Origin of the sequence: Streptococcus mitis (genome assembly GCF_002096845.1) — a bacterium.
Taxonomy (GTDB): Bacteria; Bacillota; Bacilli; order Lactobacillales; family Streptococcaceae; genus Streptococcus; species Streptococcus mitis_A.
Genome location: NZ_NCVK01000015.1, coordinates 18,506 through 32,868, shown reverse-complemented (window position 1 = coordinate 32,868; position 14,363 = coordinate 18,506). Strand labels below are relative to the sequence as shown.

The following is a 14,363-nucleotide window of genomic DNA, read 5'->3' as shown; positions in this document are numbered from 1 at the left end:
CGACCGAATCGAAAATATCCAAGAAAGATAAAGGCCCAATCGGTAGTTGATTTCATCTATAGAGTAACATAAATCTCAAAAAATAGGGTGAAAAAACCTTTATTTGTCATGCAAAAAAATAGAAGATAGGATAGAGAATCACTTTGATGATCTCAATCATACCTCCTATTCAAGTAGTTAGATCACTAACTTAATGACATTGGGCTCGCACCTCTTTTTCTTATTTCTTTTTATGATTTAATACGGCATTGAGGACAATAGCGAGTAGGCTAGCTACGACGATTCCGTTTGAGAAGAACATTTGGAAGGCTGTTGGCATGCTGACAAAGAGATTACTGTTGTTGAGTCCGACACCTGCAGCGATTGATACAGCTGCGATAAGGAAGTTGTGTTCATTGTTAGCAAAGTCAACACGAGCGAGGATTTGCATCCCTTGAATAGACACAAAACCAAACATCACAAGCATGGCACCACCGAGGACAGGGCTCGGAATGATTTGGGCAAGGGCACCAAACTTAGGAAGGAGTCCAAGGAGAACCAGAAAAGCAGCTGCGTAGTAGATTGGCAGGCGAGTCTTGATGCCTGATAATTTAACCAAACCAACGTTTTGTGAAAATCCTGTGTACGGGAAGGTATTAAAGATTCCTCCGAGAAGTACGGCCAAACCTTCTGCACGGTAACCGTTGCGCAGGCGCGTGCTGTCGATTGGATCTTTTGTGATATCAGACAAGGCTAGGTAAACACCAGTCGACTCAACCATAGATACCGTTGCGATGATACACATCATGACAATCGATGAGATTTCAAAGGTTGGCATCCCAAAGTAGAGTGGAGTTGGGACATGGACAAGTGGTGCTGCTGCAACAGGAGAGAAGTCAACCAAGCCCATGCTAGCAGCAATGGCTGTTCCAACAACTAGACCAATCAAAATGGAGATAGACTTGATAAATCCTTTGGTAAAGATGTTAATCAAGAGGATGATCAGAACAGTGATAGCTGCAAGCAAGAGACTTTGACCAGTTGGTTCTGGAACGTTATTTCCCATATTTCCAATAGCGACAGGAATCAAGGTTAAACCAATCGTGGTAATAACAGATCCTGTTACGATAGATGGGAAGAGATTGGCAACTTTTGAGAAGATGCCTGAAACAAGAACAACGTAAATCCCTGATGCGATAAGGGCACCAAACATAGCGCCACTACCATGACTTTGTCCAATCATAATTAAGGGAGCGACCGATTGGAAGGCAACTCCGAGAACGACTGGAAGTCCAATCCCAAAGTATTTATTGAGTTGGAGTTGGAGGAAGGTTGCCACCCCACACATGAAGATATCTGTAGAAATCAGGTAGGTCAACTGCTCAGCTGAATAGCCAAGGGCTGTCGCAATCATGATGGGAACCAGGATAGATCCTGAGTACATGGCTAGTAAGTGCTGCAAGCCAAGAACGGCTGCTTGCGAGTGTTTTTCTTGAGTTTGCATTAGAGATCTGCCTCCTTAAATACGACCTGACCATTTTCAAAACGATCCAAACGAGCGAGTGATAGGACAGGATAGCCTGCTTTTTCAAGCAAATCACGGCCATCTTGGAAGGATTTTTCAATTACGATACCGATGGCTTCGACTGTGGCACCAGCTTGTTCGATGATTTGAATCAAGCCTTTGGCGGCTTGGCCATTAGCAAGGAAATCGTCGATAATCAATACCTTGTCCTCTGGTGAGAGGAATTTTCCAGCGATAGAAACAGTGCTTGTTACCTGCTTGGTAAAGGAGTAAACTTCGGCGGTTAAGATACCTTCGTTCATAGTGATGTTCTTAGCTTTTTTAGCGAAAATCATGGGAACGTTTAAGGCTTCAGCTGTAAAAACGGCTGGGGCAATACCCGACGCTTCAATGGTTACGACTTTGGTAATGCCAGCAGAAGCAAATTTTTCCGCAAAAACCTTACCAATTTCTTGCATCAGGCTAAAGTCAACTTGGTGGGTTAAAAAGGAATCCACCTTGAGGATGTTATCATCCAAGATATGCCCATCCTTGAGGATGCGATCTTCTAATAATTTCATAAGACCTCCTAAAGTCTAAAAGCCAATCCATTTGCTTGTTTCAGATTTCTATCCAGTAAAACTGATAGAAAAAGGACCTACTTAATCTCTAAGTAAGTCCCCAAAATAGGCATGGCAAAAACGACCATACCTCACTTCTGACTTACTTATTGTTAGGTGTTCCGGCACCTTGTAGAAACGTCGTGCCAATTCACGACATAAACAAGTAAAATGATATTCAATTTTAAATAGGCTTGAGCCAATGTTTTTATTTTACACTAAATAACTTTAGAAATCAAATATTTTGTTAGTGTTTTGGTTTTAAAAAACGAACAAATATAATAAAAATGGGCAAAAATTAACTTATTGGCTAACATTTAGAAGGTTTTTCCATCATAAAAGGCATATTATTAAGTTTTTAAACACCTGACAATATGCCTCTTTCTAACTTTAAAGACTTTTTCCCAATCTTTATTATTCTACTCACTAAATCTTAAAAAATAGCCATCTGGATCCAAAATCGCAAATTCATGGGGATATATAAAGCTATCTCCTACTCGAAATTCTCTTTTTGTCAGGGGACGTTGGATAGGATAGTCAGCCTCCACCACTTTTTGATAGAGTTTTGGAACATCTGCAATGCCAAAGGAAATATTGACACCGCGCCCGAAAGGATAGGTCAGCTGAGCTAATTCTTCTGCGCTGCCTTCTTCTAGCATAAGTTGGCAGTCTTCAAGCGAGAGGAAGAGAAATTTCTCCTCTGGACGCTCGTATTCGACAGAAAATCCCAGCAAGTCGCAGTAGAAGTGGCGTGATTTTTCGATGTCAGATACTACAAATTCAGGAATGACAGCTTGATAGTCCATTCGTTTTCTCCTTAGAGTTCAATCTCCATGACAATGGGTGTGTGGTCTTGGCGCGCACCTGAGTCAATCATATCAGACTTGGTCACATTGTCAGCCACGCGGTTGCTTGTCAGCCAGTAGTCGATTCTCCAGCCTGTATTGTTGATTTTAGAAGTCTTGCTGCGCTGTGCCCACCAAGTGTAGCGTTCGGGAACATCGCCATGAATATGGCGGAAGGTGTCGGTAAATCCAGTTGCCAAAAGGTTGGTAAATCCAGCACGTTCCTCGTCGGTAAATCCAGGTGAACGGCGGTTGCTGGCAGGATTTGCCAGGTCGATTTCATTGTGGGCTACATTGTAGTCACCGGTTGCAAGGACTGGTTTTTCTTTGTCTAGTTCAGCCAAGTATTCAGCATATTTGGTATCCCAGACTTGACGTTCTTCCAAGCGTTTGAGGCCGTCACCAGCGTTTGGAGTGTAAACTTGGGTCACGAAAAATTTATCAAATTCTAGAGTGATGATACGACCTTCCAAGTCCATGGTAGAAGGGGCACCGATTTCTGGGAAAGTGACAGTAGGTGTAAGTTCTTTCTTATAAAGGAACATGGTTCCAGCATAGCCTTTACGGGCAGGCTCTTGGGAAGAGCGCCACGTGTTTTCGTAGCCTGGGAAGAGTTCTTCTAAAATTTCCAAGTGTTTCTTTGTAGGGCCTTTGGCAGAAAGCTTGGTTTCTTGGATAGCGATGATATCAGCATTTTCAGCGACCAAGGTTTGTAGGACTTCTTGGGACAATTTTGCACGAGCTGAGTCACTAGTTAGGGCAGCATTGAGGGAATCAATATTCCATGAGATAAGTTTCATAAAGTTACCTTTTTCATTCAGATTATAGATTTTATTATACCAAAAAAAGGCCTATTTCCCCAACGTATGGTTTGAAAATTACTCTTTAGACTTTATCCTGAGAAAATAAAAATTCCCTAAACTATTTAGAAAAAAATCTAAATAGTTCTTGTGTTTAGAATAGAAAGGTGTATAATGTTATTTAGAAAAACATCTAAATAGAAAGTGAAGTTACATATATGTCAAATAAGAGAACAATCCTTCTTTTTGTGGTCTTGGCTTATGCCCTTGCTTGGATAATATGGTTGACACTATGGCTAAGTGGTGTTGGTCTAAATTCTCCATGGAGTCAGCTTGCTAGTATTGTAGCCATGTGGATGCCTGCGCTTGCAATCTTTATTTTAGGGAAAATTACGAATCAACCTAGTGGAATCAAATCTAAATTAGTTGTGAATCTCAAGAGCAACTGGCGCTTTTACTTACTAGCTATCTGGTTACCAGCTGTCATCAGTTTTTTAGGAGCGGGACTTTATTTTCTTGTATTCCCTAGCAATTTCAGTCTTGGTTTTGAATCTATTCAAGCCATCTTACAAGAAAAAGGTGTCTCTCAATCAGCCATTCCCTTATCTTTCTTGGCCTTGATTCAAATCCTAGCTAGTTTGACCTACGCTCCTTTTCTTAATAGTTTCTTTGCATTGGGAGAGGAAATTGGTTGGCGTGGCTATCTTTACCCAGCTCTAAGAGGACGCTTTTCAATAGTTCAGACTCATGTCTTGCTTGGTCTCATTTGGAGTCTTTGGCATTTACCAATCAATTTGCAAGGATATAATTATGGTCTTACTTATTTTGCTTATCCCGTTTTGGGAGTTGTTGCTATGTTTCTATTTTGTTTTAGCCTAGGAATATTGTTAAGCTGGTTGTTGGAAAAGACAGGCTCTATCTGGGCTTCAGCCCTATTTCATGGGGCAATCAATGCAACTGCAGGTATTGGGTTACTCTTTCAATTACCAGGAGAAAAAGTTTCAAGCCTCTTGATTTTAGGCCCATCACCGACAGGGATGCTATCAGTTCTACCTTGCTTAGTCCTAGCCCTACTAATATTACAAAGGGAAAGGAGTCATTATGAGTTTTGCAAATAGTTTTAAAGCCTTATCTCATCCAGTTAGGAGAGAGATTTTAAATTTACTCAAAGCAGGTAGATTATCTGCAGGAGAAATTGCCAGTCAATTTGAGTTGACTAGTGCAACTATTTCACACCATCTCACGATTTTGAAAGCAGCGGATTTGATTCATGAAATGAAAGAAAAAAACTTTATTTATTATGAGTTAAATACATCGGTTTTAGAGGATATAATGGTTTGGCTAGCAGATCTGAAAGGAGATCATTTTGATGAAGATAAAAATCAATAAGAAATTGGTATTATTTACGAGCATTCTCATCCTACTACCTTCCCTTGTAGGTTGTGTTTTCTGGAATCAATTACCAGAGGAGATACCCACTCATTTTAATCTACTGGGTCAAGCAGATGGCTACAATCATAAAGTGTTTGCTATCTTTGGATTGCCGGCTCTCATGCTTTTGATGCATTGGGTGCTTCTATTTTTAATGATTAAGGATCCTAAATCTAGCAATATCAGTTCAAAAATACAAGTTTTGATTTACTGGATTATTCCTTTTGTATCTTGTCTATTAATGATTTCTATCTTCGGAGAATCTTTGGGTTATTCCATGATGAGTGGGCTACTAGCTCAGATTTTTATGGGAGTCGTGATGATCGTAATTGGAAATTATCTACCAAAAACACACCGAAATTATATAATCGGTATTCGACTACCGTGGACCTTGGAGAATGATGAAAACTGGAGAAAAACGCATCGCCTAGCTGGAAAAATTTGGGTATTAGGAGGATTGTTATTGTTTCTAAATTCCTTTGTGCAACTGTATGTTTACTGGGTATTCTTCTTGACACTTTTCTTTGTAGTGATAATTCCTAGTGTCTATTCTTATCAATTATCAAAATCAGAATCTTGAAATAGCTACTGGAGTCATTAGTTTGAGAAGTTGGTCTGATATGTCTATTTCCCCAACGTATGGTTTGAAAAATCACCCTCTTTCGTTTATAATTAAGAATGATTTTATGAAAGGGAGTGAAAATAAATGAAATTTTACTCATATGACTATGTACTCAGCCAAATCAGTCAACAAAATGGAATCATGATTGGCTTTGGGATTGTGCTCCTAGCTATCACAGGATTTTTTGCTTTTAAGGCTTATCGTGATAAAAAGGGGACTAAGTTTCGGGAATTGGTCATGATTTTGGCCTTGACCTTGGTAGCCATGCTTTTGGTGACAATTTCAAAATACCAGACCAATCAAGCCTCTAATAACCAATTTCAAACCTCCCTTCATTTTATAGAGGTTGTTTCCAAAGACTTGGGAGTAGATAAATCAGAAGTTTATGTCAATACTTCTGCAGCCACTGATGGAGCGCTAATCAAGGTAGGTTCAAATTTCTATCGCGCTTTGAACGGGAGCCAACCAGACAAGTATCTTTTAGAAAAATTAGAATTCAATCAAACAGACGCTATTGAATTGGTGGAGGTAAACAAATGACACTCAACTATATGGAAATTTTAATCAAACTGGCCTTGGGTCTTTTCTCGCTTGTTTTTGTTATCAATGTGACAGGAAAGGGAAATCTGGCGCCTAACTCTGCGACAGACCAAATTCAGAACTATGTTCTCGGTGGTATTCTCGGTGGGGTGATTTACAATAGTTCTATTAGCATTCTCCAGTACGCAGTGATTTTGATGATGTGGACGATTTTGGTTTTGACCCTCAAATGGCTTAATAACAATGTTCGTTTTGTCAAACACTTGATTGATGGAAAACCGACTCTCCTCATCAAAAATGGGCAGATTGATCCAGAAGCCTGTCGTTCAGTTGGTTTGTCTGCAGCGGATGTAGCCCTCAAGCTTCGTAGTCAAGGGATTTTCCAGATGAAGCAGGTCAAACGCGCTGTGCAGGAGCAAAATGGCCAACTCATCGTGGTACAAATAGGAGATGAAAATCCTAAGTATCCAGTTGTGACTGATGGTGTGATACAAGTCGATGTCTTGGAATCGATTGGTCGTAGTGAAGAGTGGTTGCTTGATAATCTCAGCAAGCAAGGGCATGACAATGTAGCCAACATCTTTATCGCTGAGTATGACAAGGGTGCTGTCACAGTCGTAACCTATGAATAAGAAAAACCTGGGGTCTTGTACTCTTCGAAAATCAAATTCAAACCGCGTCAACGTCGCCTTGCCGTATGTAGGTCACTGACTTCGTCAGTTCTATCTACAACCTCAAAGCAGTGCTTTGAGCAGCCTGCGGCTAGTTTCCTAGTTTGCTCTTTGATTTTCATTGAGTATTGGCCTCAGGTTTCCATTTGCAATCAGAAAGGGATTTTATGTCCATTATTCAAAAACTTTGGTGGTTTTTCAAGTTAGAAAAACGCCGTTATCTAGTCGGGATTGTGGCCTTGGTCTTGGTTTCCGTCCTCAATCTCATTCCCCCCATGGTTATGGGGCGGGTCATTGATGCCATCACATCGGGACAATTAACCCAGCAGGATTTACTTCTTGACCTATTTTATTTGCTGCTAGCGGCCTTTGGGATGTACTATCTGCGCTATGTTTGGCGTATGTATATCCTTGGGACTTCCTACCGACTGGGGCAGATTATGCGCTCTCGCTTGTTTGAGCATTTTACAAAAATGTCTCCAGCCTTTTATCAGACCTATCGAACGGGGGACCTGATGGCGCACGCAACCAACGATATCAATGCCTTGACTCGTTTGGCAGGTGGCGGGGTTATGTCTGCGGTGGATGCCTCTATCACAGCTTTAGTGACCTTGCTGACCATGCTCTTTAGCATTTCCTGGCAGATGACTCTGGTTGCCATTTTGCCCCTGCCTTTCATGGCTTATGCGACCAGTCGTTTAGGTAGAAAGACCCACAAGGCCTTTGGCGAATCGCAGGCTGCCTTTTCCGAACTCAATAACAAGGTACAGGAGTCTGTATCAGGTATTAAAGTGACCAAGTCTTTCGGTTACCAGGCGGACGAGTTGAAGTCCTTTCAGGCAGTCAATGAATTGACCTTCCAAAAGAACCTCCAAACCATGAAATACGATAGTCTCTTTGACCCCATGGTTCTCTTATTTGTTGGTTCCTCCTATGTTTTAACGCTCTTGGTCGGCTCCTTGATGGTTCAGGAGGGGCAGATTACGGTTGGTAATCTGGTCACCTTTATTAGCTACTTGGATATGCTGGTTTGGCCTCTTATGGCCATCGGCTTCCTCTTTAATATTACTCAGCGAGGGAAGGTTTCTTACCAGCGGATTGAGGAACTTTTGTCTCAGGAATCGTCTGTACAAGATCCTGAGTTTCCTTTAGATGGCATTGAAAATGGGCGCTTGCAGTATGCTATTGATAGTTTTGCATTTGAAAATGAGGAAATACTGACGGATATTCACTTTAGTTTAGAAAAAGGGCAAACCCTGGGCTTGGTTGGTCAGACAGGCTCTGGAAAAACGTCCTTGATCAAGCTTCTCTTGCGTGAATACGATGTGGATAAGGGTGCTATTTACCTAAACGGTCATAATATTCGTGATTATCGTCTGACAGACCTTCGCAGTCTTATGGGCTATGTTCCTCAGGACCAGTTTCTCTTTGCTACTTCGATTTTAGACAATATTCGTTTTGGAAATCCTAATTTGCCTCTTTCAGCGGTCGAGGAAGCGACTAAGCTAGCCCAAGTTTACCAAGACATTGTAGCCATGCCTCAGGGATTTGATACGCTGATTGGTGAAAAAGGAGTCAGTCTTTCTGGCGGTCAAAAGCAGCGTCTAGCCATGAGTCGAGCTATGATTTTAGACCCAGATATCTTGATTTTAGATGATTCCTTGTCGGCTGTGGATGCCAAGACAGAGTATGCCATCATCGATAACCTCAAGGAGACGCGAAAGGACAAGACAACCATTATTACGGCTCATCGCCTCAGTGCAGTTGTCCATGCAGATCTGATCTTAGTCCTGCAAAATGGTCAAATCATCGAACGGGGCAGGCACGATGACCTGCTAGCTTTAGATGGCTGGTATGCCCAAACCTACCAATCTCAGCAGCTGGAAATGAAAGGAGAAGAAGATGCAGAATAAACAAGAACAATGGGCTGTATTGAAGCGCTTGATGTCCTATCTAAAGCCCTATGGACTCCTGACCTTTTTGGCACTCAGTTTTCTCCTAGCGACGACGGTCATCAAAAGTGTCATTCCCCTCGTGGCTTCCCACTTTATTGACAAGTATCTCAGCAATTTCAACCAACTTGCCGTGACAGTGTTGCTAGCCTACTATGGTCTTTATATCCTACAAACTCTAGTTCAGTATGTCGGCAATCTTCTTTTTGCGCGCGTGTCCTACAGCATCGTTAGGGATATTCGTCGCGATGCCTTTGCCAATATGGAAAAGCTGGGCATGTCTTACTTTGACAAGACACCAGCAGGCTCGATTGTCTCTCGTTTGACAAATGACACTGAGACCATCAGTGATATGTTTTCAGGGATTTTGTCTAGCTTTATCTCAGCAGTTTTCATCTTTCTGACAACTCTTTATACCATGTTGGTGTTGGATTTTCGTTTGACGACTTTAGTACTGCTCTTTCTCCCCTTGATTTTCCTTTTAGTCAATCTCTATCGGAAAAAATCAGTGAAAATCATTGAGAAAACCAGAAGTCTCTTGTCAGATATCAATAGCAAGCTGGCTGAAAACATTGAGGGAATCAGAATAATCCAGGCCTTTAATCAAGAGAAGCGCCTGCAGGCAGAATTTGATGAGATCAACCAAGAACACTTGCTCTATGCCAACCGTTCTGTAGCCTTGGATGCCCTCTTTTTGAGACCTGCCATGAGTTTGCTGAAACTCCTAGGATACGCTGTCTTGATGGCCTATTTTGGCTACCGTGGTCTTTCTATCGGTATAACGGCCGGAACCATGTATGCCTTTATCCAGTACATCAATCGCCTCTTTGATCCCTTGATCGAGGTGACGCAAAACTTTTCAACCCTTCAAACGTCCATGGTGTCTGCAGGGCGTGTATTTGCCTTGATTGACGAGAAGACCTATGAGCCTCTTCAAAAAGATGGGCAAGCCAAAGTCCAAGAAGGCAATATTCGATTTGAACATGTGTGTTTTTCTTATGATGGAAAACAGCCGATTCTGGATGACATTTCTTTCTCTGTTAACAAGGGTGAAACCATTGCCTTTGTAGGGCATACAGGCTCGGGGAAATCTTCCATTATCAATGTCCTCATGCGCTTTTATGAATTTCAGTCAGGGCGAGTTCTCTTGGATAATGTGGATATCAGGGATTTCAGTCAGGAAGAGTTGAGAAAAAATATCGGTCTGGTCTTGCAGGAACCCTTCCTCTATCATGGGACCATCAAGTCCAATATCGCCATGTACCAAGATATCAGTGATGAGCAGGTTCAGGCTGCAGCTGCCTTTGTGGATGCAGATTCCTTTATTCAGGACCTTCCGCTGGGATATGATGCACCTGTTTCCGAACGTGGTTCGAGCTTTTCTACTGGACAGCGTCAGCTTCTTGCCTTTGCCAGAACAGTTGCTAGTCAGCCTAAAATCTTGATTTTGGATGAAGCGACAGCCAATATTGACTCTGAAACAGAAAGCTTGGTTCAAGCTTCTCTGGCGAAGATGAGACAGGGGCGGACAACCATTGCCATTGCCCACCGCCTTTCTACCATCCAAGACGCCAACTGCATCTATGTTTTGGACAAGGGGCGCATTATCGAGAGTGGAACCCATGAGGAACTCTTGGCCTTGGGAGGAACCTATCACAAGATGTATAGCTTGCAGGCAGGGGCTATGTCCTAATACTCTAGTATAAGAAGGAAATCCTTCAAATTACAGATTTCTTACACCGCCTTTTCCATTTTGTGGTATAATGAAAAATGTTGACAAATAGTATAATAAAAACAAAGGAGAAACAGCATGCTGAAATGGGAAGACTTGCCCGTGGAAATGAAATCAAGCGAGGTTGAGTCTTACTACCAGCTTGTCTCTAAAAGGAAGGGTTCGCTGATTTTCAAGCGTTGCCTGGATTGGGTTCTGGCCTTGGTCTTGCTAATTTTGACTTCCCCAGTCTTTCTGATCTTGAGCATTTGGATCAAGTTGGATAGCAAGGGGCCTATCATTTACAAGCAAGAGCGTGTGACCCAGTACAACCGTCCTTTCAAGATTTGGAAGTTCCGTACCATGGTAACGGATGCGGACAAAAAAGGCAGTCTGGTAACTTCAGCTAACGATAGTCGCATTACCAAGGTAGGCAATTTCATCCGCCGTGTGCGTTTGGACGAACTGCCTCAGCTGGTCAATGTCCTTAAAGGCGAGATGTCCTTTGTAGGGACACGTCCTGAAGTGCCACGTTACACAGAGCAGTATAGTCCTGAAATGATGGCGACCTTGCTCTTACCAGCAGGTATTACCTCTCCAGCCAGCATCAACTACAAGGATGAGGACACCATCATCAGTCAAATGACGGAGAAAGGTCTGTCAGTTGACCAAGCCTATGTAGAGCATGTTCTTCCTGAAAAGATGCGCTATAACCTCGCCTATCTCCGAGAGTTTAGTTTCCTTGGAGACATCAAAATCATGTTTCAAACCGTGTTTGAAGTGCTAAAATAAAGTAGTCATGAGAAAATGAGTACAGACAAAAGGAGCAAATCAATGCCAAATTACAATATTCCATTTTCACCACCCGATATTACAGAAGCAGAAATTGCTGAAGTAGCGGATACCCTTCGTTCTGGTTGGATTACAACTGGTCCAAAGACAAAAGAACTAGAGCGTCGCTTGTCTCAATATACACAGACGCCAAAGACTGTCTGCCTCAACTCTGCAACTGCAGCTCTTGAGTTGATTTTGCGTGTCTTAGAAGTTGGTCCTGGTGACGAAGTCATCGTTCCAGCTATGACTTACACAGCTTCATGTAGTGTTATCACTCACGTGGGAGCAACCCCTGTCATGGTGGATATCCAAGCAGATACGTTTGAGATGGACTATAACTTGCTTGAGCAAGCCATTACTGAAAAGACTAAGGTGATTATTCCGGTTGAGCTTGCGGGGATTGTTTGCGACTATGACCGTTTGTTCCATGTAGTGGAGAAGAAACGTGATCTCTTTACTGCTTCAAGCAAGTGGCAAAAGGCCTTTAACCGTATTGTGATTGTTTCTGATAGTGCCCATGCTTTGGGATCAACTTATAAAGGGCAACCTGCTGGTTCTATCGCTGACTTTACTTCCTTCTCATTTCATGCCGTTAAGAACTTTACAACGGCAGAAGGTGGAAGTGCGACTTGGAAGGCCAATCCAGCGATTGATGACGAAGAAATGTACAAGGAATTCCAAATCCTTTCTCTTCACGGTCAAACTAAGGATGCTCTTGCTAAGATGCAGCTGGGTTCATGGGAATACGATATCGTAACTCCTGCCTACAAGTGCAATATGACAGATATCATGGCTTCTCTTGGTTTGGTACAATTGGACCGCTATCCAAGTTTGTTGCAACGTCGTAAGGACATCGTGGACCGCTATGATCGTGGTTTTGCAGGTTCTCGTATCCATCCTTTGGCACACAAGACTGAAACTGTCGAATCTTCACGTCACCTCTACATCACCCATGTAGAAGGAGCGAGCTTAGAAGAACGCAATCTTATCATCCAAGAATTAGCTAAAGCAGGAATTGCAAGTAACGTCCACTACAAACCGCTTCCGCTCTTGACAGCCTATAAGAATCTTGGTTTTGATATGGCAGATTATCCAAGAGCCTATGCCTTCTTTGAAAATGAAATTACGCTCCCTCTTCACACTAAATTAAGCGATGAAGAAGTGGACTATATCATTGAGACTTTCAAAACAGTTTCTGAAAAAGTGCTAACTTCATCAAAAAAATTGTAAAAAAGTCTTGACAAAGAAAAAACAAAGTATTAAAATAAGTTCAACAAATCAGAAAAGTAACTATTTTTGATCTTCAGGGAGCCTGTGGTGATTGTGAACAGGTGGTTGGAAGTAGTGAAAGTGGGCTGATTTTAAAAATGAATTTGAAACAATGAAAATTCGGTGCGCACACCTTACAGTGCAACTTGTTGTTAGACAAGATAGAGATGTAAAGGGAATAGTCCCTTTATAATTGAGGTGGCACCGCGTTACAAACGCCCTCACACGGAAGTATATTCTGTGTGTGGGCTTTTTTCTATCCGTCATTTTGTTTATCTTTTATTAGGGCCTTAAGTCGCTTTGATGAACTTAAGTTCTATCTGCAGCTCCTTGCCTACTACTAAAAGTAAACAAAAAGCCGAATAAATACAGAAAGAGGAAATTTTTATGACAACTAAAGGTTATTTTGGACAATTTGGTGGTAGTTTTGTACCGGAGCCGATTCAGGCTTTGTTGGATGAGTTGGAAGTGACATTTGACAAGTACAAGGATGATCCAGAGTTTTTGGCAGAATTTCGTCATTACTTGAAGGATTATTCAGGTCGCGAAACACCGCTCTATTTTGCGGAAAGTTTGACAGACCACCTAGATGGAGCTAAGATTTATCTCAAACGTGAAGACCTGAACCACCTTGGTTCTCACAAGCTTAACAACGTTTTAGGGCAAATTCTTTTGGCTAAACGTATGGGTAAAAAACGAGTGATCGCAGAAACAGGAGCTGGTCAGCACGGTGTTGCGACAGCAGCGGCTGCAGCCAAGTTTGGTATGGCCTGTGATGTCTACATGGGGGCAGAAGATGTGGAACGTCAACGTCTCAATGTTTTCCGTATGGAGATGATGGGAGCAACTGTTCATGCAGTTGAAACAGGGACTCGTACCCTCAAAGATGCGGTTGATGCAGCCTTTGGAGCATGGATGAATGACCTTGAAGCCTTCTATGTTCTGGGATCTGCTGTAGGTCCTCACCCTTATCCTACAATTGTCCACGAGTTCCAAAAGGTCATCAGTGAAGAATCTCGCCGTCAAATCTTAGAAAAAGAAGGTCGTTTACCAGACTACGTTATTGCCTGTGTAGGTGGTGGTTCCAATGCCATTGGTGCTTTTTCACAGTATGTGGCTGATGAAGAAGTCAAATTGGTTGGGGTAGAAGCTGCTGGGCACGGACTTGATACAGACAAGCACGCAGCTACTATGACAAAAGGTAGTATCGGAATTGTCGACGGCATGAAGACTTATGCAGTCTTTAAGGAAGATGGAGAGCTAGCTCCAGTTTACTCTATCTCAGCTGGATTGGACTATCCAGGGGTTGGCCCAGAACACGCCTACTTCAAAGATTCAGGTCGCGTAGAATATGTTGCAGCGACGGATGAAGAAGCTGTTCAGGCTCTCCTCCTTCTCAGCAAGACTGAAGGAATTATCCCAGCCATTGAAAGTTCGCACGCTATCGCAGAAGCAGTTAAACGTGCACCGAAACTAAGTAAAGACGACATTATCATCATCAATGTCTCTGGTCGTGGAGACAAGGACGTAGCTGCAATTGCGGACTACCTAGAAGCTAAAAAATAAAAGATGGAAAAATTACAGT

The 14,363-nt window shown here is 42.3% G+C and carries 14 protein-coding genes, 1 riboswitch and 1 other annotated feature; of the genes, 10 read left to right on the top strand and 4 right to left on the bottom strand.

What is annotated here, in order from left to right:
- Positions 1 to 220 precede the first annotated feature (220 nt).
- The 4 genes from B7695_RS04855 to B7695_RS04840 all read right to left on the bottom strand — a co-directional run bounded on the left by B7695_RS04855 (position 221) and on the right by B7695_RS04840 (position 3,748).
- Positions 221 to 1,483 carry a nucleobase:cation symporter-2 family protein gene (locus B7695_RS04855; RefSeq protein WP_084890071.1) on the bottom strand — a complete coding sequence of 421 codons (1,263 nt, stop codon included), beginning with the start codon at positions 1,481 to 1,483 and terminating at the stop codon, positions 221 to 223.
- Positions 1,483 to 2,064 (bottom strand): xanthine phosphoribosyltransferase, encoded by a 582-nt coding sequence (locus tag B7695_RS04850; RefSeq protein ID WP_084890069.1) that lies wholly within the window; start codon positions 2,062 to 2,064, stop codon positions 1,483 to 1,485. The genes B7695_RS04855 and B7695_RS04850 overlap by 1 nt, the downstream gene beginning before the upstream one ends.
- Positions 2,065 to 2,193: 129 nt before the next feature.
- Positions 2,194 to 2,289, bottom strand: a riboswitch (purine riboswitch).
- A gap of 233 nt (positions 2,290 to 2,522) precedes the next feature.
- The gene (locus B7695_RS04845) at positions 2,523 to 2,909 is read right to left on the bottom strand and encodes a bleomycin resistance protein (protein ID WP_084890067.1); all 387 of its coding nucleotides are present in this window, start codon (positions 2,907 to 2,909) and stop codon (positions 2,523 to 2,525) included.
- Between the two features lie 11 nt (positions 2,910 to 2,920).
- Entirely contained in the window at positions 2,921 to 3,748 is an 828-nt protein-coding gene (locus B7695_RS04840; RefSeq protein ID WP_084890065.1) for an exodeoxyribonuclease III, read from the bottom strand.
- 218 nt (positions 3,749 to 3,966) lie between these two features.
- Between B7695_RS04840 and B7695_RS04835 the strand changes: the two genes are divergently transcribed.
- The 10 genes from B7695_RS04835 (at position 3,967) to trpB (ending at position 14,344) form a co-directional block, all read left to right on the top strand.
- Positions 3,967 to 4,866, top strand: a complete 900-nt coding sequence (locus tag B7695_RS04835; RefSeq protein ID WP_084890063.1) for a CPBP family intramembrane glutamic endopeptidase — start codon at positions 3,967 to 3,969, stop codon at positions 4,864 to 4,866.
- The gene (locus B7695_RS04830; RefSeq protein ID WP_000006510.1) at positions 4,850 to 5,137 is read left to right on the top strand and encodes an autorepressor SdpR family transcription factor; all 288 of its coding nucleotides are present in this window, start codon (positions 4,850 to 4,852) and stop codon (positions 5,135 to 5,137) included. The genes B7695_RS04835 and B7695_RS04830 overlap by 17 nt, the downstream gene beginning before the upstream one ends.
- Positions 5,118 to 5,759, top strand: coding sequence for an SdpI family protein (locus B7695_RS04825; RefSeq protein ID WP_084890060.1), 642 nt, complete (start codon positions 5,118 to 5,120; stop codon positions 5,757 to 5,759). The genes B7695_RS04830 and B7695_RS04825 overlap by 20 nt, the downstream gene beginning before the upstream one ends.
- A gap of 126 nt (positions 5,760 to 5,885) precedes the next feature.
- Entirely contained in the window at positions 5,886 to 6,341 is a 456-nt protein-coding gene (locus B7695_RS04820) for a DUF3290 family protein (RefSeq protein WP_061439772.1), read from the top strand.
- Entirely contained in the window at positions 6,338 to 6,973 is a 636-nt protein-coding gene (locus B7695_RS04815; RefSeq protein WP_084890058.1) for a DUF421 domain-containing protein, read from the top strand. Before B7695_RS04820 ends, B7695_RS04815 begins: the two co-directional genes overlap by 4 nt.
- Positions 6,974 to 7,179: 206 nt before the next feature.
- A complete protein-coding gene (locus tag B7695_RS04810) occupies positions 7,180 to 8,925 on the top strand; it encodes an ABC transporter ATP-binding protein (RefSeq protein WP_084890055.1) in 1,746 nt (581 codons plus the stop codon).
- Positions 8,915 to 10,657, top strand: coding sequence for an ABC transporter ATP-binding protein (locus B7695_RS04805; protein ID WP_084890052.1), 1,743 nt, complete (start codon positions 8,915 to 8,917; stop codon positions 10,655 to 10,657). Before B7695_RS04810 ends, B7695_RS04805 begins: the two co-directional genes overlap by 11 nt.
- 117 nt (positions 10,658 to 10,774) lie before the next feature.
- Positions 10,775 to 11,467, top strand: coding sequence for a sugar transferase (locus B7695_RS04800; protein ID WP_084890049.1), 693 nt, complete (start codon positions 10,775 to 10,777; stop codon positions 11,465 to 11,467).
- A 42-nt stretch (positions 11,468 to 11,509) separates the two neighbouring features.
- Positions 11,510 to 12,739, top strand: a complete 1,230-nt coding sequence (locus B7695_RS04795) for a DegT/DnrJ/EryC1/StrS family aminotransferase (RefSeq protein WP_084890046.1) — start codon at positions 11,510 to 11,512, stop codon at positions 12,737 to 12,739.
- A gap of 40 nt (positions 12,740 to 12,779) precedes the next feature.
- Positions 12,780 to 13,004: a binding site (T-box leader), on the top strand.
- A gap of 161 nt (positions 13,005 to 13,165) precedes the next feature.
- Positions 13,166 to 14,344: a tryptophan synthase subunit beta gene (gene trpB, locus B7695_RS04790; protein ID WP_084890044.1), complete on the top strand. Its 1,179-nt coding sequence runs from the start codon at positions 13,166 to 13,168 to the stop codon at positions 14,342 to 14,344.
- Positions 14,345 to 14,363 lie beyond the last annotated feature (19 nt).